Here is a 23,350-nt window from a genome sequence, read left to right on the forward strand (position 1 = left end):
TCATGACCACCCTGCTGCTGTACAAGGACATCCAGGCCCTCAACCGCGAGGAGCACAAGGCGCTCAAGCTGCGTGCCGCCGAGGATTGCGGCTTTGCCGGTTCCACCCACCTGGTCCCCCTGGCCGGCCTGGAATTCTTCCAGGCGGCGCCGCACTACCCGATCCTGTTCATCGGCGAAGGCGAGCGCCTGGTGCCCATCGCCCTGCTCGGTCTGAAGGAAGGCACCAACAGCTACCTCGACGCGCAGCAGCGCTGGCAGGCGGACACCTACATCCCGGCCTTCGTGCGGCGCTACCCGTTCGTGCTGGCCCAGGACGATGCCCACAACTTCACCGTGTGCTTCGACGCGGCCTATGAAGGCTGGAACGAGGGCGAGGGCCGTGAGCTGTTCGTGGAGGAGGGCGGCAACAGCGCGTTCCTCGACGAGATGATCGAGTTCCTGCAGAACTTCTCCGCCGAGATGGAGCGCACCCGGCTGTTCGTCCTCAAGCTCGAGGAACTGGGCCTGCTGGCCAAGCGCACCCTGCAACTGACCCACTCCAGCGGGGAGACCTTCGTGCTGTCGGACTTCCTGGCGGTGGACGAAGAGAAGTTCCTCGCCCTGGACGATGCCCAGGTGCTGGAGCTGCACAAGACCGGCTTCCTCGGCTGGATCTATGCCCACCTGATGTCCCTGGGCAACGCCAACCGCCTGTTCACCCGCATGATCACCTCCCGTGGCGAGGCGGCCCTGCACTGAGTGCCGGCGGGCGGGGCTCCGCACCCCGTCCGTGCTGGCGGGTGCGGGCATGAAAAAAGACGTCCTCAGACGTCTTTTTTTGTGGGCGCTCGGGGGCTGTGGTCAGGCTTGCGCCTGGGCCGCGCGCCTCGAGGCCGTCTCCCGGGCTACGGCCTTCCAGGTCTTCTGCTCCGGCTCCAGCTCGGGATAGGCCTTCACCGCCGGATTGATGAGGTCCATGACGATCATGCCCATGGCTTTGCCGGTGATCCGGGTCAGGTCGTCCTGCTGCGCCTCCGTCAGGTGCGGGAGTGCCTCCTGGAGCAGGTCGTTCAGTGCCGCCAGCGCATCGATCCCGCCGTCCCGTATGGCCTTGGCGGCGTCCAACGTCAGTGTCATGGGGCTTCTCCATCCTGGGAATTGGGAGCGGCAGTATGGCAAAAGCCAGTCGAGGGCCCAAAGAAAAAGCCGGATCAGTGCAAGCGCAGTAAAGGATGTTCTGATGTAAAAAGTTGCTGCACGAGTTATGTGACTCAGATAACCCGTGGTGAAAGGTGCCAGAGAATTGCCTGATGAAACCACGACGGTTCCGAACTGTTTTTGATGAGTCGTAGCCGGGTTCTCATATCCTTTGAACTCGGCTACCGCGATCCTCCTTTGACGCTGGTGCCTTCTCCTGCCTATGCCGCTATAGTTTGAGGCTCGATCGGTTCACTGCCGTGCCAAGGAATGCAACCATGAAATCCGGTGCCCTATCCATACTAATATTCACAATAGTTGGCCCAATCATCGGTCTGTTGATCTTATTTCGAGGCAGTCTTGAAGCTCTGGTATTCCCTTTTACTCTTATGGCGGCATTCATGATGGGAGGGCCGGTGGCCGCTATAACTGGTGTGATTTTTGTTATTTTTCAAGCCATAACAGTCAGATTAAGCAGCCTCACTTATATGTGGTGGGGGATGGGCGCGATCCTCGGGGGAGCAGCCGGGATCACTGCGGCAATCGCTTCAAAACTACTGCTGAGTGACTTTAATAATGCTTCAAATATTTACTGGTTTTGTGGGGTTGTAGGTGCAATTTGCGGAGCTGTTCGATATGCACTTCCAACTGATCATTAGCATGTTCGAGTCGTTCTCTGTCGGTCATGGCCACGCCGAGCGTGGTGGTCAAATCCGATGCAATCGGTGGTCAAGGGCAATGCTATTCCGCAACCAATAGCAGTGAACTCTGCGCCCGCAGCGCCTGGGTGCTTCTAGTCGAGCCAGTCGCTACACGCTCATAGATCAACTTCCCGCCTCGCCTAGCTGTATGACTTGCATGGTCTGGGGCGATTCACAGCGCTTCGAAGCAACTTGCCGTGCCAGGGTTATCGAGGCCCCTTCATGGACGCCCAAACCGAAGGATCGTCGCCGGCTCTCTGAGTTGATCAGCCTCTGGTACAACCTGCACGGGCACTCACTCCGGGACGGAAAGCGTCGTCTCTCCAAGCTGGAGCAGGTGGCTGTTCGTCTGCGTAACCCGATTGCAAGGCATCTCGACGCTTCAGACTACTCCGCCATGCGGCGTAAACGTCTCGATGCGGGTGTGTCACCGAAGACGATGAACAACGAACTTGGCTACATCCGCGCCGTGTTCAACGAACTGCGTGACCTGGGCCAGCTCGACTATGACAACCCACTAGCAAGCGTGAAGCCGCTCAAGCTGCAAGAGCGTGAATTGTCCTGGCTCACTCAGGACCAGATAGGCGAACTGCTGGACGCCATTTGCACCGGCTGCGAGAACCCCCACACCGAACTGGTGACACTGCTTTGTCTCGCCACGGGTGCCAGATGGTCGGAGGCCGAAAAGCTCCCCCAAACCGCCTGAAGGGGAATGTCGTCACCTATGCCGGCACCAAGTCAGGTAAGGTCCGTTCCGTCCCTATATCCAGGGAGCTTGCGGATCGGCTCAGGAAGCACTGGCGCACACACGGGCAGTTCACGTCGCGCATCACATCCTTCCTCCGGGCCTTGAAGCGAACCACCATCAAGCTCCCGAAAGGGCAGGCTACCCACGCCCTTCGCCACACCTTCGCCAGTCACTTCATCCAGAACGGCGGCAACATCCTCACCCTGCAGAAAATCCTGGGACACTCCACTGTCGCCATGACAATGCGGTCTGCGCACCTTGCCCGAGATCACCTGCAGGATGCTGTGACATTTGGCCCGCTCGCAACTGCTAGCCATTGAATTGCCATTACTTCAAGTAGGTTGCATGATCGATTTGCAGCCACGTACAAGGAGTAGTTCATGCAGTATGCGTATTGTCACATCGACCAGCGTGTTTGGGAGGCCTCTGACTTTTCTCGTCTACCAGCTGAGGAAATTGCTGAGAAGAGAAACAGTCTGTCCTGTGTCGAATGTAATGCTCTTGGATGGTATAGGCGGCAGAGTACGCACGGTCATCCGGCTCACTTTTGCGCTCATCACGAACCAACCTGCGAGCTGAAAGCTGAGTATGTTGTTGTTGATGACGACCAGGGTGATGGTCTAGAGGCTGTCGACCAGATCAAGAGCAGTGGCGAGATTGTTGTACGCCTTGACAAGGAGCAAGGTGGAGAAATCGACGTTCTACCTCCTCCGAATACTGTTCCAGGTGGTGAGGTTGAAAGCGGCGGACGCACCCATGTGATTCGGGGTGATGATCGATACTCAAGTCAGGAATTCACTCTCAAAAGAATTCTGCATCGTCTCGTACAAAGTCCGGATTTCCGTCAGTCGCACGCCAAAGTTACCTTCTACAGACGTGAAAACGAGCCCTACATCCAGGGGCGTGTTTGTGATGTGACAAGGGCCTTCAGCGAGATTTCGCGAGCTGACGTCGATACTGCAAAATTTTTCTGGGGTCCTATAACCAGCGCCGGCCGCACCACCGACGGTAAGATCTGGCTCAATTCTTCTCCTCGATATCAATCGGTGAGTATCGCCATATTTGGGGATATCGCTGATGACTTTCTAGAAGCATTCAAGATCAAGGATCTAGACGATCTAGCTGGTGCGCACGTCCTCGTTTCTGGGCGCTGCATGTACACAGGTGAGAGGGGCATCAAGCCAATCATTTGGTGTGGCGCATTGCACCAGATCGTTATTCGGCGATACCGGGCCGCAAACCTGAAGGTCGCCGGTTAGATTCGACACTTTTTCGACACCCAAAGAAAAACCCCTGAATTTCTCTGGGAAAATCAGGGGTTTATTTGGTGGAGCCGGGGGGATTTGAACCCCCGTCCGCCAGTTCTCCGCTTTCGGGACTACATGCTTAGCCTGGTCTACTGAGTTAGCTCATTGCCGCCCGACAGGCAGGGTGCTTTGAGCGAGCTGTATAAGTTTTAGCCGTTACGTCTACAGCGAACTTGGCGGCGATCCTGTTCTATCTGACAGTCGTTTCGGGTTTACAGGCATCCCCTAGCGACTGCTGGCGCATTAAGCAGCCAGAGCGTAGTTGTCGTCGTTGGCAACTATTAAAGTGCAGCAACTGATTTACGAGGTCTGCTGCCAGCTCGGCATGCCCCTAGAGTTTTGTTACCGGCGTCGAATCCTAATCGGCCCCGATGCTCGCTCTAGAGCAGGGGCGCATCGTACGCCAAAACCCGGGCAACGTCGACAGCCCCGCGATAATTGGGGGTGGGCTGGCCGCATGACATATGATTGCCAGCTATCGTCAGGGTGTCCCTTACAGAGAGCGTCCCATGCTGCGTTCACGTCATCCCCTTCGCCAGTGGATCTGGCGGGCGTTCGTGCAGAGCGCGCTGATTCCGCTGATCCTCGTGGAGTCGGTGCTGATCGCCGTCTACCTGCTGACCAACGGCGCCATCCGCGATGCGCAGGTGGACTACCTGCAGCGCAGCGCGCTGGAGGACCTGAGCAGCGCGGTGGTGCGCGAGGGCAAGATCATCGACGGGCGGCTGCACAGCATCGAGGTGCTGACGCGGATGTACCGCGACGCCGCCTACCGCGCGCTGCACCACGAGGACTTCCGCCCAGACGCCCTGGAGCGCCAGCGCCACGCGCAGACCCCGGACGGGGTGTTCTACACCCGCAGCGACGACGGCCGCGCCGCCTCCTTCTATGCCAACAGCACCCCGCCGGCGCAGCAGGACCGCGAGAAGGTGATGCGCCTGTCGCAGCTGGACCCGCTGATGAAGTCCATCCGCGAGTCCGACCCGCTGATGGCGGCGGTCTACTTCAACACCTGGGACAGCTACAACCGCATCTATCCCTTCTTCATGACCCCCGAGCAGTATCCCCATGACATGGTGATACCCGACTACAACTTCTATTACCTCGCCGACGCCACCCACAACCCGCTGCGCCGCGTGGTCTGGACCGACGTCTACCTGGACCCGGCCGGGCAGGGCTGGATGATGTCCGCCATCGCCCCGGTGTACACCGGTGACTTCCTCGATGGCGTGGTGGGCCTCGATATCACCGTCGACAAGATGCTCAAGGAGATCGGCGGCCTCAAGGTGCCGTGGCAGGGCTACGCCATGTTGGTGAGCCGGGACAACAGCATCATGGCGCTGCCCGAGGCCGGCGAGCGTGACTTCAGCCTGCGCGAGCTCACCAGCTACTCCTACGAGGAGGCGGTGCGCCGCGAGATGCTCAAGCCCGAGGACTTCAAGCTCGACCGCTTCCCTGAGATGCGCCCGCTGCTGGCGGCCATGAGCGGTGACAAGGGCAACGTGCAGGAGGTGGTGCTGGGCGGACGCAAGCAGATGATCGCCTGGGCCGAGATCCCGCAGACCGGCTGGCGCCTGATGATGGTGGTGGACGAGGCCAACATCTTCAGCGAGACCAACCGTCTGGCCGAGCGCTACCAGCAGATCGGCTACCTGCTGATCGCCGGCCTGGCCTTCTTCTACGCGCTGTTCTTCGCCTGGATGTGGTCGCGCTCGCGGCGCCTGTCCAATGAGCTGTCGGTGCCCATGTCCGGCATCGTCGGGATGATGAGCAGCCTGGGCCGGGGCGATTACCACCCCGCCGCGCCGCAGAGCGGCATCCAGGAGCTGGCCGACATGGCCGAGGCGGTGCAGCACACCGGCGCCCAGTTGCAGGCCAGCGAGCAGGAGCGCTTCCAGGCCCAGCGCAACCTGGAGCTGGTGCTGGAGAGCACCACCGAGAGCATCTGGGAGACCGACCCTCAGGCCCACACCATCCGCATCAGCGGGCGCTTCGCCCGGCGCTTCGGGCTGCCCAGCGACCACCTCAGCCTGGCCGACTTCAACAAGCGCGTGCACCCCGACGACATTGAGCGGCTGCGCCAGCTGCGCACCCAGTTCTCCGCCGGTGAGCAGGAGAACTTCGACGCCGAGTACCGCTTCGCCGACGCCAATGGGCAATACGCCTGGCTGCTCAGCCGCGGCAAGGTGCTGGAGCGGGATGCCGACGGCCACGCCAAGCTGGTGGCCGGCACCCACGTGGACATCACCCGCCTCAAGGAGGTGGAAGAGGAGCTGCGCCGCGCCACCCGTGAAGCCCAGGCCGCCAGCCAGGCCAAGAGCCGCTTCCTCTCCAGCATGAGCCACGAGCTGCGCACCCCGCTCAACGCCATCCACGGCTTCGCCCAGCTCATCACCCTGGATGCCGAAGGCCGCGAGGAGCGCCGGGAGGAGGGCGAGTACGCCCAGGAGATCGTCAACGCCAGCCGGCACCTCACCTCGCTGGTGGACGACATCCTCGACCTCTCCAGCATCGAGAGCCGCCGCCAGCAACTGCAGCTCAAGCCGGTGGACATCGGCCCGCTGCTGACCAGTTGCGCCGAGCTGATCCAGCCCGAGCTGCAGTCACGCCAGCTGCAACTGCAGATGATGGCCTCGCCCGAATCGGCGCTGTTCGTCATGGCCGATGCCCGTCGCCTGCGGCAGGTGCTGCTCAACTTGCTGTCCAACGCGGTCAAGTACAACAGCCCCCAGGGCATGGTCAGCCTTGGCTACGAAGTGCGCGCCACCGGCGTGCGCCTGTGGGTGGCCGACACCGGCTCGGGCCTCAGCGAAGAGCAGCAGGCCATGCTGTTCCAGCCGTTCCAGCGCCTGGGCCGGGAGAACTCCACCATTCCGGGGACCGGCATCGGCCTGGTGCTGTGCCGCGAACTGGCGGAGCTGATGGGCGGGCACATCGGCTTCAGCAGCACCCCCGGCGTCGGCAGCCGCTTCTGGATCGACCTGCCCAGCGCCGCCGCACCCCAGCCCCAGGGCTCGCTCAACGAGCACATCGGCGCCATCACCCTGCCGGAAGTGCTCTGCGTCGAGGACCACCCGGCCTGCCTCAAGGTGCTCAAGGAAGGGCTGCGTGAAGTGGCCGACGTGCGCGGGGTCGGCTCCATCGGCCGCGCCCTCGCCACCCTCGACCAGATGACCCCGGCGCTGCTGGTGCTGGACCTGGACCTGCCCGACGGCGACGGCCTGCAGGTGCTCGACCAGGTGCGCCGCTCCGCCCACCTGCAGGGCATGCCGGTGATGGTGGTCAGCGCTGCGGCCGACGACGCCCTGCTGGCCGAGGCGCGCCGCCGGGGCGCCGATGCCTGCATGACCAAACCGGTGGACCTGCAGCAACTGCGGCAGCTCGCCGTGTCCCTGCTGGAACGCGCCGCCCGCACCAACGAGTAAGCCCCGCGCGGGCGTGGCCCTCGGCCTCGCCCGCTCCCCCGCCTGCCGGGTGGCAGGGTGCTGGCCAATTGTCAGCATTGCTCAGTTTCAGCGTCAGCCCCGTCCCTATACTCGCGCCAAACCTTTACTCCCAGCCGGCCCCCTGAACGCCCGGCACGCTCCGTCGTGCCCGGACGCCAGGACGCCTATGCCTCAAGGATTGCGCGCATATGAACCACGTCTATCGCACCATCTGGAACCACGCCAAAGGGGTCTGGCAAGTCGTGGGGGAGCACACCACGCGGCAGGGCAAGACCAAGTCCAGCAAGAGCGCCAGCGGCGCCGGCGTGCTGGCCCTGAGTGCCGTGCTGGTGACGCCGGGCGCGCACGCCCAGGGGATAGTCACCGATGGGCGGACGGCCACCACCGTCACCCAGAACGGCCAGGTGACCGACATCCGCACCAGCACCATCCAGGGCGGCAACGGCTTCAACTCGTTCTCGCGCTTCAACGTCGGCAGCGGCGAGACCGCCAACCTCTACGTGCCGGACTCGGCCAACGCACTGATCAACATCGTTCGTGACCAGCGCAGCGAGATCAACGGCATCCTCAACGGCTACAAGAACGGCCAGATCGGCGGCGACATCTACTTCGCCAACCCCCACGGCATGGTGGTGGGCGAGCAGGGCGTGATCAACGTCGGCTCCCTCACCGTCACCACCCCCGACACCGCTTCCCTGGAGCGCCTGCTGGGCGCCGACGGCCGCATCGACGAGCAGGCCGTGGCCCAGCTCAAGGCCGGCAACCTGCCGCTGTCCGAGAGCGGCCTGGTGTCCGTGCGCGGCCAGGTCAACGCCAAGAACGGCATCACCCTCAGCGCCCATGACGTCGGCATCGCCGCCGGCGCCCAGCTCACCAGTGGCCAGCAGGCACTGCCGCGCATCGAGCAACTGGTGAACATCGACGGCCTCGACAGTGGCGCCGCCCTCACCGAAGTGAATGGCGAGATCCGCATCGTCGCCGCCCATGACGTCAACGTGAACGGCCAGGTGGTGGCCGACGGCGCTGCCGGCCAGCAGGCCGGCAGCGTGGAGATCCGTGCCGGCCACGACATCGTCATCGGCCAGGGCGCGCGGGTGTCCGCCTCCGGGCAGGGCGAGCACTCCGATGGTGGCCAGGTCGTGGTCAAGGCCAAGCAGCAGACCACCCTCGCCCAGGGGGCCACCGTCGCGGCCAATGCTGGCCGCAGCGGGGACGGCGGCTCGGTGGAGCTGTCCGCCGACAAGACCGTCACCTGGGCCGGCAGCCTCGAAGCCAGTGCCGGGCAGGGCGGCAAGGCCGGCAGCGTGCTGATCGACCCCGAAGAGATCAACGTCGCCCAGGACCAGCGCCTCGGTGGTGCCAACTACACCCTGCAGGCCTCGAAGAAGATCAGCCTCGCCGACGGCGTGATGGTCTCCACCCGCAACATCGCCAACGCCCAGACCGCCACCCAGGACCAGCACCGCGATGCCGTCTCCATCGGCGACTCCGGCAACATCACCCTCGAAGCGCCCAGCATCGTCCTCGGCGACAACGCCAAGCTCTATGCCCACACCAACACCAGCGCCTACCAGGGCGGCGACATCACCCTCAAGGCCACCGCCACCGAAGGCGCGCTGATCACCCCCGGCGTGCAGGTCGGTGTCGGCAGCAACAAGACCGAGATCAGCCTCGGCCAGGGCGTCGAGGTCCGCGGCCGCAAGGTCAACATCACCGCCGAGTCCTCCACCGCGCTGACCGACAGCCTCTCCGAGCAGGGCCTGTACAACGCCTACGACGCCGACGGCAACCCCATCGCCCAGGTCCTCACCGACCAGCAGATGGCCAGCCAGCGCGAAGCGCTGCTCAAGTCCGGCGCCATCACCCCCGACCAGGCCGCCGCCGGCCAGAAGGGCTTCTTCGAGGGGCTGATCGACACCCTGGTCGGCAACGGCCTGCTGGCCGGCGTGCAGGTGCTGGACGCCCAGGCCAAGGTCAACATCGGTGACCGCGTCACCATCGTCGGCAGCGGCGACGTCAACATCGCCGCCCATGCCGCCACCAACGCCAAGGCCGAAGTGCGCGGCCTGCACGTCGGTGCCGTGGTCGCCGTGACCAGCACCGACGCTTCCCTCAACGTCGGCCAGAATGCCCGCATCGAGTCCCAGGCCGGCGACGTCACCCTCAAGAGCCAGTCCGATACCACCGTCGACACCAGCGTCAAGGCGATGAAGGTGTCCTCCAAGCTGCCGGTGACCGTGACCGCCAACGTCTCCTACGCCGACGGCACCGCCGACACCACCGTCGGTGCCGGCAGCCTGATCAAGGCCGCTGGCGACGCCAGCGTGCTGGCCGAGCAGAACAAGACCTACAAGGTCGCCGCCATCGCCGGCGACAGCGAAGGCGCCGTGGGCATCGCCGTGCTGGTGGCCATCTCCGACCTGGATGCGCGCAACCACTTCAACGGCACCCTCGAAGCCGGCCACGACGCCAAGCTGGCCGCCACCGTCAACACCGTGAAGAACCAGCACAGCGCCACCGTGCTGCTGGGCGACAACCTCGGCACCCGCGTCGCCAAGCTGCAGAGCGATGCGGTGAACAAGCTGGTGGACGGCATGAAGTCCTTCCTCGGCAAGACCACCGAGAAGGCCGGCGAGCAGAACAAGGACGAGAACACCGACGGCTTCCTCAAGAAGCTCGGCATGGCCGGCGCCGTCGCCTACGTCAACCACGACAACAACGCCAGCCTGGAGCTGGGCAGCCAGGCCAGGGTCAAGGCCGGCAACAACGCCGCACTCAGCGCCGAGGTGACCGACGCGCTGAACAGCACTGTCGCCACCGAGATCTCCGACCAGAAGGCCGCCGCCAAGCCGTTCAGCCTGGACACCGAGAGCACCGGCAAGGAAAACGCCGCGTCGGTGGCCATCCTCATCAGCACCCAGAACAACACCGCCGTCCTCAACGTGCGCCCGGGCGCGGAACTGGACGCCCTCAAGACCCTCTCGCTGACCTCCAAGGCCCGCCTGCCGTGGCTGGACCAGAGCCGCCTGTCCAACGTCATCAAGGGCTTCGGCAGCGACAGCATCGGTGACTTCGTCGACACCGTCAGCGCCGGTGACCAGCTCTTCAGCACCTGGGTCAACGCCACCGCCGCCGTCTCCGGCGAGAACGCCCAGGACAGCGGCAACGCCCTGAGCGGCATGGTCAACATCAACGACGTCGGCCTCTCCGCCAAGGTCGACGTCGCCGATGGCGTGCGCATCAACCAGGACGCGGCCTACCGAGGCCAGCAGCAGATCGTCGACATCCAGGCGCGCACCGAATCGCAGATGCTCAACGTCACCGCCGACCCGGCGGTGTTCAACACCGGCGGTGCCAAGAACGGCATGGGCGCGGGCGTCATCGTCGGCAACTACACCCACCAGGCCGAGGCCACCGTGGGCGCCGTGGACCTGCACGCCAACGACCTCAAGGTCCAGGCCGTCACCGACATCGACCTGATCAACTACGCCGTCGCCGGCTCCAAGAACGGCTCCAATGCCCTCAGCGGCTCGGTGTCGGTCTCCGGCCTGCACAACACCACCCGCGCCGGCATCGACGACGGCGCGCACCTGGACGTGACCCGCGCCAACGGCGGCAACGGCAACATCGACATCAGCGCCCGCGACGAGACCGACGCCCTCACCATCACCGGCGGCGTGGTCAGCACCACCACCCGCGCCGCGGGCGTGGCCACCGGCGTGCACGACATCGACCGCACCACCGAAGCCTGGCTGGGCAGCCGCGACACCCACCTGGCGGCCGGCAGCACCCGCGCCGACGGCGACCTCAACGTCAAGGCCGACGCCGATGGCCGCATCGGCAACTACGCGCTCTCCGTCGCCCTCACCGCCCCGCCGGCCCCGGCCAAGCCCGGCCAGCCCCAGGCCCGCGATGGCAGCGGCGCCTTCGGCGTCAACATCTCCGGCTCGGCGGCGGTCAACACCGTCGACAACCGGGTCAGCGCCCGCGTCACCGACGACCTGGACCTGACCGCCGGCGCGGTCAACGTCCAGGCCAGCGACGACACCGCCCTGCACGCCATTGCCGGCGGTGCTGCCGTTTCCCGCAACACCGGCGACGGCGTCGGCCTGGCCGGCGCCTACACGCAGAACAGCGTGGACTCGCGCATCGAGGCCGAGCTGGCCGCCACCGGCCACGTCACCAGCCGCAGCGTGGATGTCCAGGCGGACAACGAAAGCAGCGCCCTGTCGATTTCCGCCGGCGTCTCCGCCAGCGCCTCGGCCACCAGCTACCAGGTGGCCGGTTCGGTCAGCGTCAACAACATCGACGCCACCACCCGCGCGCGCCTGGCCGACGGCGACGTCACCGCCACCGACGGCGCCAAGGTCGCCGCCCGTGACGACTCCACCCTGCACGCCGTGGCCGGTGCCGTCACCTACGGCGGCAAGGCCGGGGTCGGTGCAGGCCTGTCGATCAACCACATCGAAGGGGCGACCGAGGCCGAGGTGGACAACCTGCGCGGCCTGCACAGCAATGGCAGCCTGGACGTCAGCGCCAGCGACACCTCCGACCTGGTGTCGGTGGCCGCCGCCATGGGCTACTCCAACAAGTACGCCTTCGACGGCGCCGTCTCCATCAACGAGCTGGACCACGACACCCGCGCCGCCGTCAGCGGCAGCCAGGGCCTGGTGCTCGGCGGCGGCCTCACCGTCGACGCCCACAACGCCAGCACCATCTGGAACGCCAGCGGCTCGGCGGCCATCGGCCGTGGCGGCGCCATCGGGGCCAGCTTCGGCTACAACACCATCAGCGACCGCGTCACCGCCGAACTGCTCAACAGCAACGTGCAGGCCGCCAGCGCCCAGCTCAAGGCGCGCCAGGACGGCGACATCAACGCCCTGGTGGCCGGTGGTGCCGTGGCTGCCCAGTCCGGTCCGGCGGTGGCCGGTTCGGTGGCCATCAACACCATCGACAACCAGACCCGCGCCAGCAGCCAGGACAGCACCCTGGTCAGCCGTGGTGCGCTGAGCATCGACGCCCAGGACGCCTCGCGCATCCGCAGCCTGACGGGTGCTCTGGCCTACGGCGGCCAAGGCGCCGGTATCGGCCTGGCCGGCTCGTACAACAAAATCCTCGGCGGTGTTTATGCCGGTGCCCACGGCGGCGTCCTGCAGGCAGGCGAACTGCTGCGGGTCAGCGCCCTGCGCAACCAGCAGCTGCAAACCCTGGCCGCCGGTGCCGGCGCCAGCGGCTCCACCGGCGTGGCCGGTTCGGTGGCGGTCAACATGGCCGGCGGCAGCACCCTGGCCGAGCTGGCTGGCGGCGTGAAGGCCAGCACCGACGGCAGCCTGCTGCTCAGCGCCCGTTCCGACAGCGACATCGAAACCGTGGCCGGCGCCCTCGGCGTGGGCATGGGCGGTGTCGGCCTGGCCGGCGCCGTGGCGGTCAACCAGCTCGATGGCACCACCACCGCCCGCGTCAGCGGCAGCGGCACCCAGCTCACGGCCAAGGGCCAGGGCACCGCCGTGCAGGTGGACAACGGCCAGCTCGACGGCGACACCAGTCGTGACCTGCGCGACCGCACCCGTCAGGAAAGCCTCAATGGCGTGGGCGTGATCGCCAGCAGCACCGACGAGATCAACACCGTGGCCGCCAGTGTCGGTGGCGGCTCCAGCGTCGGCGTGTCCGGCGCGGTCACCGTCAACCATGCCGGCGGCGCCACCCTGGCCGCCATCGATGACGCCAGCGTCACCAGCCAGGCAGCGACCCAGGTCGGCGCCTACCACCACACCCGCGTCACCACCGGCAACGGTGCGGGCGCGGGCGGCGGTTCCGCCGGCGTGGGCGCTTCGGTCACCACCAATACCCTCGACCACGACACCCAGGCGCGCGTCAGTGCCGCCAACCTGACCGCCCAGGGCGACATCGGTGTCAACGCCCGCGCCACCCACGACCTGGATGCCGTGGTGGTCGGCGCCGCCCTCGGCGGCAGCGCCGGGGTCAATGGCTCGGTGGCCGTCACCACCCTGGACGGCGCCGTGCGCAGCCGCGTGGACGGCTCCAGCCTGCACAGCCAGGGCGGCGGCATCGAGATCGCGGCCGATGCCGACAATGACCTGAACATCGTCGCCGGCGGCGTGGCCGGGGGCGGCGTGGCCGGTGTGGGGGCCACCGTGGTGGTCACCGACCTCGACCAGCGCACCGAAGCCGGTACCTCCGGCAACACCCGCCTGGACGCGGCCGGCCTGACCCAGGTCGACGCCCAGGCGGCCCAGGACATCGACGTCGTCGCCTTCACCGGTGCCGGTGGCGGCACCGCCGGCGTGGCCGGCACCGTCAACGTGCTCACCTCCACCGGCCAGACACTGGCCGGCATCGGCGCCGGTTCCCAGGTCAACACCCGCCAGGACGGCGCCCAGCAGGACGTGCGCGTCCATGCCCGCGACAGCCTCGACACCACCAGTGTGCTCGGCACCGTCGGTGCCGGCGGTGTGGCCGGCGTCGGCGCGGGTGCCGACGTGCAGGTGGTGCGCAGCGGCGCCGTGGCCAGCGTCGGTGACGGCGCGGTGGTCAACGCCGACCGCGACATCAGCGTCAGCGCCGAGAACGACCGTGACATCGACTCCGCCTCCATCGCGGCCGCCGGTGGCGGCTACGTCGGCGCCGGGGCGGGCGTCTCGGTGGTCAGCGTCGCTTCCGGGGCGTCCTCCAATGCCACCGGCAGCCTCGACAACAGCCTGGGCAACGCCCAGCAGGTGGGCCGCAACTCCGGTCTCAACGGGCAGATGGGCAACCAGTTCGCCGGTGCCTCGCAATTGCAGGCCGACATCAACGCGCGGCAGCAGAGCGTCAGCCCCAACAGCACCTTCCTGGCCAGCCCGGACAGCACCCAGTACTCCGCCGCTGCGCGGGTGGGCAACGCCACCCTCGACGCCGGCCGCAACATCGCCGTCAGCGCCCGCAACACCACCGATGCGGCCAGCGAGGCGGCCGGTGTGGCCGCCGGTGCCGTCGGCGCCGGTGCAGGCGTGGCGGTGATCAACGTCGGTGACCGCAGCCTGGCCGAGCTGGGCGGTGTGGCCAAGGCCGGCGGCAACCTCAGCATCCAGGCCGAAGACGCCCAGGGCGGCACCACCGAAGCCAAGGCCCAGGCCGGCGGCGGTGGCGTGGTCGGGCTGGGGGCCGCCGTGGCCGTCAGCGAGAAGACCAGCAGCACCACCGCCCAGGTGCTCGACGGGGCGAAGATCACCACCGGTGGCGCGCTGCAGGTCGGCGCGCGGCTGGACCATGCGCTGAAGTCCGAAACCGTCGGCGTCGCCGTGGGTGGCGTGGCCGTCGGGGCCAGCGTCGCCACCACCAGCAGCGCCGGCCAGGCTCAGGCACTGCTGGGCAGGAACGTTCAGGTGACGGCCGGCAGCGTCGCCGTCGACGCCACCGCACGCTCCACCAACAACGCCCAGGCCGTGGGGGCCAGCGGCGGCATCCTCGCCGGCAACGCAGTGGTCGCCACCGCCAGCGACACCACCAAGGCCCGCGCCTGGGCCGGCGACGGCAGCCTGCTGCTGGCGCGCAACGGCGTCGGCATCCGCGCCAGCACCGACCCGATGACCCGTGCCCTGGCCTTCGGCGCCAGCATCGGCAGCGGGGCCATCGGTGCCAGCGTCGCCACCGCCAAGGTCAACAATGGGGTCGAAGCCGGCACAGGAGCAGTGAACATCGGCGCGGCCTCGCTGGAGGTCACCGCGTCCGCCCAGCGCACCCGCGACCAGAGCGCCGAGGCCAAGGCCACCGGCGCCACCGGTGGCGTGCTGATGGGCATCAACGCCACTGTGGCCGCCTCCGACCTGGATACCGACGTCCTGGCCCAGGTGGGCGAGGGCAGCCAACTGGCGATCACCGGCAATGCGGCGGTGAAGGCCAGCGACGCCACCCGGGTCAAGACCGACTCCACTGGCATCGCCGTGGGCGGTGCCCTGGCCATGGGCGCCAACGTCGGCAAGGCCGACATCGATGCCGCCCAGCGCGTACGCTTCGGCGCCAGCGGCCGGGTGGACGGCACCCTCGACCTCTCCGCCGCCGGCACCAATGGCATCACCGGTGACGCCGTGGCCGGCAGCGGCGGCGTGATTGCCGGCAGCGCTTCCACCCTCGACCTGGAGGCCTCCAGCACCACCGCCGTGGAGGTGCTGGGCAGCACCGCCCTGCAGAGCGGCAAGGCCAACGTGAAGGCCGAGCACCAGCTCGACTACGACGCCGACAGCGACTCGCTGCAGGCCGCCGCCGTCGGTGCCTCCGGCACCTTCATCGACCTGTCCCTGGGCGCCGACACCCAGGTGCAGTTCCGCGACGGCGCGCGCCTGGCTGGGCGCGAAGGCCTCGATGTGGAGGCCCACAGCATCACCCAGGGCGGCGCCGATGCTTACTCCGGCTCCGGTGGCGTGCTCACCGGCAGCGCCGTGCTGGTGGAAAACGCCATCCGTGACAGCAGCCGCATCCTGCTGGGCAACAACGTGAACCTGGCCACCAACGGCAGCCCGCTGGACGTGGAGAAGGGCCACCTGCGCATGAATGCGCACAACACCATGCGCGTGGCCGACGTTGGCCGGCTCAGGGCCGGTGGTGCCATCGCTGCGCCCTACGCCGGCACCGAGCTGAAGGTGACGGTGAACAACCAGGTGCTGGTGGGCGACAACGCCAACCTGCGCAGCAGCGGCCTGCTGCAGGTCGGCAGCTACAGCGACACCCGCGCCAGCACCGATGCCCGCGTGGACGTGTTCGGCCTGGTGGGCGCCGGTGGCGGCGACTCGAAGATCGACCTGACCGCCAGCCAACTGGTGCGCTTCGGTGCCAACGCCGACCTGCTGGGCTACGGCAACATCGGCCTGCGCGCCGGCCAGAGCGGCGACGGCAACCTGTCCAACGACATCCGCGCCAAGGCCAACACCCTGGTGGTGAACAACACCCTGGTGCCGGTGACCGCTGTGCTCGACGTGGACGCCGTGGCCAGCACCACCAACGACCTGATCCTGGGCAACAACAACCAGGTGCGCTCGGTGCGCAACGTCGATCTGGTCGCCACCAACGGCAAGGTCTCCGCCGATGGCAGCGGCACCGGCAAGAACCCCTACCTGTCGCTGTTCTCCAGCGAGCAGACGGTGCGCTCCAACAAGGTCAACCAGCTGGCCAGCCTGAACCTGGCCAACGCCAAGGTGGTGGCTGGCGTGGCCAACCGCCAGGAACTCTACTGGGACGGCCAGACCGCCCGCGTGGTGTCCTCCCTGGGCGACCTGACCTACAGCGTCTCCAAGGCTGGCAGTGCCAATGCGTTCCGTCCGCTGGCGCAGATCGACGCGACCCTGACCCAGCTCAACCAGCAACTGGCCGGGCTGACCCCGGGCTCCAGCGAGCACGCCCGCCTGAGCGAGCAGATCGCCCTGTACACCCAGATGCGCGCCAGCACCGCCAAGTCCCTCGGGGCTGGCGCCGATGGCACCACTTCGGTGGACAGCCTGATCGTCAACGACCTGATCGCCGGTGCCGGTGACATCCGCGTGGGGGCCGACCGCATCCAGCAGTCCGGTGCCGACCTGACCGCCTACGGCGCACCCACCGTGGTGATCCACAACAGCTCCGACGACTACCTGGTGACCAACGGCATCCTGGTTTCGGCCGCGGGCACCGGCACCATCACCTCCACCGGTGCTGCCAAGCTCGGCAACAGCGGTGCGCGCCTGACCGAGGTGGGGCGCTCGCAGTCGGACTTCTACGACGCCAACCAGCGCCCGAGCGTGCCCTCGATCGTCATCCGCAACACCTACGACACCCAGCAGGCCGGCAACACCAGCCCTGCGCCGGCCATTCTGGTGCTCGGTGACATCCAGAACCTCAAGGGCAACACCGCGCTGAGCAACGTCTCGGGCAACGTCTCGCAGTTCGCCACCATCGAGAGCTACCAGCTGAGCATGAACGTGCCCAACGGCGACCTGTTCGTGAACCTGCCGGGGCGTACCTGGAACCTGGCCTCGGTGCAGGCGGAATGGGCCACCATCATCAGGAACCTGTCGCCGGAAGTTCGTGGCCTGCTCAACGGCCGTTCGGTCACCGATGCGATTGCCGAGTACGCCGCCAACGCCGTCTACAACACCAACGCCGATGGTTCCCTCAAGTACACCGACGCGGAGGCCTTCACCGACTTCCTGATCCGCCGCTACGGCCGTGGCGATGGGCGGGATCAGCAGGTCATCGTCGGCGGCATCGTGCGTGACTACTGGGAGAACGACGACACCGACACCTCCGACCGGGTGGACTTCAAGGATGGCAAGTACATCTACACAGGCAACCAGGACGCGGACGACCTGTCGTGCGTGCTCGGGCTCAACTGTGTGACGGGGGTATGGAACTGGACCTACGTTGGCCTCAACACCCTGGGGACCCGCAACAACGTGGCGCTGAACCAGGCCGATACCAGCGGTTCCGCGCAGAGCGCCCTGCGGGTGGGCGGGGCCCTGGCGATCAACGCCAAGAACATCAACATCAACGCCGGCATCGAGGTGGGCAGCCGCACCGACTGGTCGTTGAACCTCAACGGTGCGGTGGCCAACGAAATCGGCAGCATCGCCGCCGGCAACGGCCTGGTGCGCCTGAACAGCGTCTCGGCCCTCGACGGCAGCGACGAGGTGCCGCTGGTCTACTGGGATTCGGACAACCGCCGCATCCAGGTGCAGCGCATCGACGCCGCCGGCGGTGGCTCGGTGTCGCTGACCGGCAATATCATCAACACCAACGTGCTGGGCAACATCCGGGTCAACTCCGGGTATGGCGACGTGCAGATCAACAACACCACCGGCTACGACCTGCTGCTCTCGGACATCGACCTGGGCAACGGCGGGCAGAGCGTGGTGCGCGTCACCGACACCCTGAAGTCCTGGGGCGACGGCCGTGCGCAGACCTGGTGGTACGTGAACCAGGCGGGGCAGACCAGCGTCTCGGTCTACAACGACTCCAACGGTGCCAGCGGCCTGACCGGCGCGCTGCTGGACAGCACCATCGACCGCGAATTCACCTACAAACCCCAGACCGGCGCGCGCTACGAGTGGACCCACGAGTACCACGTGACCCGCAACTACAGCGGCGGCACCTCGGTGTCCGGTGACACCACCGACATGGACGAGAAGCTCGGCAGCTGGGTGAGCGCGATCTCCAACGCCGACGGCTCGTCCTACCGTGTGGGCGACGGCAAGGTGGTGGTGCGTGATGCCACCGGCGACGACAAGGCCTTCATGCAGTGGGCCAACGGCGAGATCGGCTTCACCCGGGTCACCGTGACCGATGACGGCAACAACGACTGGGGTGGCTTCGACAACGGCACCGTGTTCAACGTCGCCAACGACATCAAGCTGACCCTCACCAACAGCGTGAAGGCCGACTACGCCATCCCGATCCGCTTCGTCGGCAACACCGAGTCGCGGCTGAAGGTGGACTCCACCTCCAACGTGATGGTCGGCGGCGACATCCGTAACAACGTCGGCACCAGCCGCTTCGACGTGACCGGCGGCTCGCTGCAGCAGGCCGGCGGTTCGCTGCAGGGCAAGGACCTGATACTCAACGCCAGCCAGGGCATCGGCAGCGCCAGCCAGGGCCTGAACATCATCGACTCCCGCGTGGCCGGCGCCTCCATCAGCGCGCTGAGCCAGGGCGATGTGTTCCTCAACAGCACTGGCGACGTGTACGCCAAGTCGATCCAGACCACCGGTGACGTCACCGTCAACGCCGTCGGCGGCATCTACCAGCACGCCGACACCACGGGGGTGGCGATTGCCGGCGACGTGCTCAACCTGCACTCGGGCTCGGGCAGCTCCATCGGTGGGGTGAACCGCCCGCTGGTGACCCAGAGCAACGAGATCAACGCCTCGGCCCCGGGCAGCGTGACCCTGACCCAGGCCAGCGGGCACATGAAGGTGGGCTTCATCGAGTCGCTGTTCGGCAACGTCGAGCTGAACACCCCGAGTGGTCAGATCATCGGTGCCGCGCCCAAGGGCGAGACCCAGGACGCCAAGCGTCAGGCGCAGATCAAGGAGTGGGAGGCCATGGGCCTCACCGACGCCGACAACGCCAAGAGCACCATCAATGGCTACGAGAACCTGGTGGAGCGCTACTACGGCGAGTACTGGTCCATCCGTGGCCTGGCCAGCAACCCGGACGGCAGCTTCAGCCTCAGCCAGCAGGGCCTGACCCAGTACCGCGAGCAGGTGGCGGCGAGCCTCGGCCGGGCACCGACCGATGCCGAGATCAACACCGCCATCAAGGCCCGCTACCAGGAGGCGAAGAGCTTCCTGGCCGGCGCGCCGGGCCTCGACCAGGGGCTGCTGCAGACCCGCGACAGCGGCTTCCAGTACAGCCTCGACACCCAGTCCGCGCTGTATGCGCAGATGACCCATGGCGCGGTGTGGGACAAGAGCATGCTGGGCACGGTGATCAACGCCGGCGCCGTGGCCGGGGAGCGCCCGTCCACCGGTGCGCTGCCCAACGTCGCCGCGACCCAGGGCTCGATCCGCCTGAACAACGACCCGACCCAGCCGCTGCCGGCCTCGGAGACCCTGGTGTTCACCCTCAAACGGACTGGCGACTACCTGCCGCTGGTGACCCAGCTGTCGTCCTCGGAAGGCAACCAGTACAGCTCCAGCCAGCTGCTGGCCTTCCTCGCCGAAGCCAAGCCGGGCACCCTGCAGGCCGAGCAGGTGGATGGCGACACCGTCCGCGTGACCCTGCGCCCGCGCTACGACCTGGTGGTGGAAGCCAAGGACCCGGTGGTGATCGACGCCAAGGGCGACTACCACGTCGGCACCTCCCAGGACGTGATCCTCAAGGACATCACCGTCGGCGGCACCCTCTACGTCTACGCCGGCCGTGACGTGATCAACCAGACCGCCAAGGGCGTGGCTGGCGCGGTCACCGGCGGCCTGTACATCGACGCCGGGCGCAACATCGGCTCGCCGGACAACCCGATCCAGGTCACCAACAACGGCAACGACCCGGTCACCGTCTACCGCCTGGTGGCACCGGGCACCGCCAACGTGGTGGTGCTCAACGGCAACGTGGTGGTCGGCAAGATCGACGTGAAGGGCGAGACCAACCTGGTGGCCAACCACGGCAACTTCTCGTCCCTGGGCGACCACGCCACCTTCACCGGCGGCCTGGTGAACCTGCGTGCGGTGGACGGCAACGGCAAGACTTCGGGCTACATCGGCACCGCAGTCGATCCGTTCAAGGTGGTGCAGCAGCAGGGCGCGCTGGGGCTGTTCGGCCTGGGCGCCAACATCCTCGCCACCCAGAACGACCTGGTGATGAGCAACAGCGTGCTCGACGGCCGCGTGGGCCTGACCGCTGCGACCGGGTCGATCCGCATGGACGACGAGGACTCGGTGATCCGTACCACCGACGAAGCCGACGGCCAGGTGGACCTGGTGGCGGCCACCGGCGTGGGTGACGCGACCACGGCGGTGCGCCTGCACACCAGTCGCTTCAACGCCGAGACCCCGGTGGGCGACGTCAACCTGCACCTGCTGCGCGAGGCCCATGCCCAGCGCGTGCACGCCCTGACCGGCTCGGCGCGGGTGATCGGCGAAGGCGACGGGGTGCTGGGCACCACCGACCTGGACCTGGACGACGTGCGCGTGGCGCGCAACCTGGAGCTGCGTGCCGAGAGCATCCGTGGCCGTGTGACCCAGACCGTGCAGAGCACGCCGCTGAGCCTGTGGGCCACCCACCTGGGCGGCGGCATGGCCGACCGCGTCGACCTGGCGGTGAGCGCTGCGCCCTATGTCCGCGCCGAGCAGCTGGCGGCGCGGGTGGCAGACGTGCGCTCCGATGCCACGCGCTTCAACGTGCTCAACGGCACCATCGGCGAGCAGATGAACCTGACCACCGGCTACGTGACCGCGCTGATGGACAACACCACCCCGGCGCTGCGCTACGACCACGACTTCCAGTACTACATCCCCTGGAAGGGCTTCAGCCTCGACCTGGAGACCCGCGGTGCCACCGGCTCCCGCGCGCCGATGTGGTTCGACGTGGCCCGTGGCGTGTTCACCCGCAACCAGGTGACCAGTGGCTTCGCCGCTTTCGACGTGGCCCGTCCGCACTTCAGCGCCGATTTTCGCAGCACCGCCGACGGCCGCGCCATGCCGGCCTTCTCGGCGGCCTACCCGGTCCGCCCGGTGCTGCGGCCCGCCCAAGAACTCTCCACCGCCCCGCTGGCGGTCAACCTCGGTAGCCAGAGCGACGATGACTCGATCTAACCCCCTGAACTGCGGTGGCCTGCGCGCCACCGCCCTCCGCCTGCCCTTCCTGCTCGGCGCTGCCGGGATGCTCGGCTGCACCCTGGCCCAGGCCGAGGCACTGCCCTCCGGCGCGCTGCCGGGCGCCATCAGCTCCGAGTTGCTGCGCCAGCCGCAGCGCTCCCTGGATCGCCAGGCCGGCCAGGCCGATGACGGCACCCCGGTGCTCAAGGTGCCGCTGGTGGGCGACCAGAAACTGCCGGAGAACGCCCAGCTCAGCTTCGAGCTGGCGTCGGTGGTGTTCAGCGAAACGGCGATCCTCGACACCGCGCAGTTGCAGGCGCTGGTGCAGCCCTACCTGGGTCGCAAGGTCGGCTTCGCCGAGCTGCAGCAACTGATCTCGGCGGTGAACCGCCTCTACGACGCCAAGGGCTATGCCACGGCACGGGCCATCCTGCCGCCGCAGCGCATCGAGAACGGCCAGGTGCGGGTGCAACTGGTGGAAGGCCGGGTCGGCGAGGTGGTACTGGAAGGCAACCACTACATGAAGGACGGCTTCATCCGTGATCGCCTCGCCGTGCAGCCCGGCGAGCTGGTGAACCCGCAGCGCCTGGAGGAGGAGCTGTCGCGCTTCAACCGCCTCAGCTCGGGCAGCCTGTCCGCCTCGCTGCAGCCGGGCAAAGGCTACGGCCTGACCGACGTCTACGTGAACGTCAACGAGCCGCCGGCCAACAGCCTGGACCTGTTCGCCAACAACCACGGCTACGAGTCCACCGGCGAGGAGACCGGCGGGCTGATGTACCGCCACTACGGTGCCTTGGGCCGCGATGACGTGTTCTCGGCGTTCTTCTCCGGTTCGCGCGGCTCGGGCGTCGGCATGCTGGCCTACGACGCGCCGTTCAACGACCTGGGCGGCCGCATCGGTGGGCGCGTGGGCAAGAGCCGGGCGAAGGTGATCTACGGCCCGTTCAGCAGCCTGGATTCGGAGAGCGATTCGAAGAACGGCTCGCTGTTCATCAGCCACCCGCTGTGGAGCAACCAGCGCTGGCTGCTGACCGGCCAGCTGACCTACGGCGAACAGCGCACCCGCAACTACATCTCCGATGTGTTCCTCAACGAGAACCGGGTGAAGAGCACCCAGGCCGACCTCACCGCGCTGTACCTGGCGCCGGGGCGTTCGCTGCGGGTCGGGGTGGGCTACCAGGAGGCACGCAGCGAGCTGCAGGGCACCACGGTGCGCGAGGTGTTCGACCTGTGGAACGGCTACTGGCAGCTCTACCAGGCCCTGGACGAGCGCTGGTTCCTCAACGCCTCCGGTGGCTGGCAGTACTCGCGCAAGGAAGGCGTGCCGTCCAGCCAGCTGTTCCAGATCGGCGGGGCGTCCACGGTGCGCGGCTACCGCCAGGGCGAGCTGGCCGGCGACGGCGGGGTGTATTCCAACCTGCAGGCCAACTACCGGGTGACGCCGACCTTCACCGGTTTCGGCTTCTACGACTACGGCCGCATCGACTCCTCGTTCCGCCAGCCGGAGAAGCTGGACAGCGTGGGCGCAGGTTTCAACTGGCAGGTGACCTCGCGCCTGAGCGGCGAGGCCACGGTGGGCGTGCCGCTGACCAAGGTCCGCTCCGACCAGGACTCGGCGTACGTCAACCTGCAACTGGTGTTCAAGGTCCTTTGAGGCCGGCCACACCGACCTTCCAGCTTAGGCGTGG

9 protein-coding genes and 1 other RNA gene are annotated in these 23,350 nt (G+C 67.0%); 8 read left to right on the plus strand and 2 right to left on the minus strand.

The window, feature by feature from the left end; genetic code table 11:
• Positions 1-2: 2 nt before the first annotated feature.
• The gene (locus RTK35_RS05675) at positions 3-740 is read left to right on the plus strand and encodes a SapC family protein (protein WP_316907587.1); all 738 of its coding nucleotides are present in this window, start codon (positions 3-5) and stop codon (positions 738-740) included.
• A gap of 102 nt (positions 741-842) precedes the next feature.
• On the opposite strand, the gene RTK35_RS05680 is transcribed toward RTK35_RS05675, so the two are convergent.
• Positions 843-1,118, minus strand: coding sequence for a hypothetical protein (locus RTK35_RS05680; RefSeq protein ID WP_044413657.1), 276 nt, complete (start codon positions 1,116-1,118; stop codon positions 843-845).
• Between the two features lie 338 nt (positions 1,119-1,456).
• Between RTK35_RS05680 and RTK35_RS05685 the strand changes: the two genes are divergently transcribed.
• The 4 genes from RTK35_RS05685 to RTK35_RS05700 all read left to right on the plus strand — a co-directional run bounded on the left by RTK35_RS05685 (position 1,457) and on the right by RTK35_RS05700 (position 3,886).
• Positions 1,457-1,837 (plus strand): hypothetical protein, encoded by a 381-nt coding sequence (locus tag RTK35_RS05685; RefSeq protein ID WP_139233618.1) that lies wholly within the window; start codon positions 1,457-1,459, stop codon positions 1,835-1,837.
• Between the two features lie 199 nt (positions 1,838-2,036).
• A complete protein-coding gene (locus RTK35_RS05690; protein WP_243899092.1) occupies positions 2,037-2,585 on the plus strand; it encodes a hypothetical protein in 549 nt (182 codons plus the stop codon).
• Positions 2,549-2,947, plus strand: coding sequence for a tyrosine-type recombinase/integrase (locus RTK35_RS05695; protein WP_316907588.1), 399 nt, complete (start codon positions 2,549-2,551; stop codon positions 2,945-2,947). Before RTK35_RS05690 ends, RTK35_RS05695 begins: the two co-directional genes overlap by 37 nt.
• 60 nt (positions 2,948-3,007) lie before the next feature.
• Entirely contained in the window at positions 3,008-3,886 is an 879-nt protein-coding gene (locus RTK35_RS05700; protein ID WP_316907589.1) for a hypothetical protein, read from the plus strand.
• Between the two features lie 66 nt (positions 3,887-3,952).
• Here the strand turns inward: RTK35_RS05700 and ssrA are convergent.
• Positions 3,953-4,304, minus strand: a transfer-messenger RNA (tmRNA) gene (gene ssrA / locus RTK35_RS05705).
• Positions 4,305-4,443: 139 nt separating this feature from the next.
• On the opposite strand from ssrA, the gene RTK35_RS05710 reads away from it, so the two are divergent.
• The 3 genes from RTK35_RS05710 (at position 4,444) to RTK35_RS05720 (ending at position 23,316) form a co-directional block, all read left to right on the plus strand.
• On the plus strand, positions 4,444-7,359 hold the full coding sequence (locus RTK35_RS05710) for an ATP-binding protein (RefSeq protein ID WP_316907590.1): 2,916 nt from the start codon (positions 4,444-4,446) through the stop codon (positions 7,357-7,359).
• Between the two features lie 209 nt (positions 7,360-7,568).
• Positions 7,569-21,659 (plus strand): leukotoxin LktA family filamentous adhesin, encoded by a 14,091-nt coding sequence (locus RTK35_RS05715; protein ID WP_316907591.1) that lies wholly within the window; start codon positions 7,569-7,571, stop codon positions 21,657-21,659.
• A complete protein-coding gene (locus RTK35_RS05720; RefSeq protein WP_316907592.1) occupies positions 21,646-23,316 on the plus strand; it encodes a ShlB/FhaC/HecB family hemolysin secretion/activation protein in 1,671 nt (556 codons plus the stop codon). Before RTK35_RS05715 ends, RTK35_RS05720 begins: the two co-directional genes overlap by 14 nt.
• Positions 23,317-23,350 lie beyond the last annotated feature (34 nt).

Source organism: Pseudomonas sp. zfem003, assembly GCF_032621675.1.
Classification (GTDB): domain Bacteria; phylum Pseudomonadota; class Gammaproteobacteria; order Pseudomonadales; family Pseudomonadaceae; genus Metapseudomonas; species Metapseudomonas otitidis.

Excerpts from the sequence above, each read along its gene's own strand:
- RTK35_RS05710 (WP_316907590.1), top strand. The coding sequence starts at position 4,444 with ATGCTGCGTTCACGTCATCCCCTTCGCCAGTGGATCTGGCGGGCGTTC.
- RTK35_RS05675 (WP_316907587.1), top strand. The coding sequence starts at position 3 with ATGACCACCCTGCTGCTGTACAAGGACATCCAGGCCCTCAACCGCGAG.
- RTK35_RS05695 (WP_316907588.1), top strand. The coding sequence starts at position 2,549 with ATGGTCGGAGGCCGAAAAGCTCCCCCAAACCGCCTGAAGGGGAATGTC.
- RTK35_RS05715 (WP_316907591.1), top strand. The coding sequence starts at position 7,569 with ATGAACCACGTCTATCGCACCATCTGGAACCACGCCAAAGGGGTCTGG.
- RTK35_RS05685 (WP_139233618.1), top strand. The coding sequence starts at position 1,457 with ATGAAATCCGGTGCCCTATCCATACTAATATTCACAATAGTTGGCCCA.
- RTK35_RS05690 (WP_243899092.1), top strand. The coding sequence starts at position 2,037 with ATGGTCTGGGGCGATTCACAGCGCTTCGAAGCAACTTGCCGTGCCAGG.
- RTK35_RS05720 (WP_316907592.1), top strand. The coding sequence starts at position 21,646 with ATGACTCGATCTAACCCCCTGAACTGCGGTGGCCTGCGCGCCACCGCC.
- RTK35_RS05680 (WP_044413657.1), bottom strand. The coding sequence starts at position 1,118 with ATGACACTGACGTTGGACGCCGCCAAGGCCATACGGGACGGCGGGATC.
- RTK35_RS05700 (WP_316907589.1), top strand. The coding sequence starts at position 3,008 with ATGCAGTATGCGTATTGTCACATCGACCAGCGTGTTTGGGAGGCCTCT.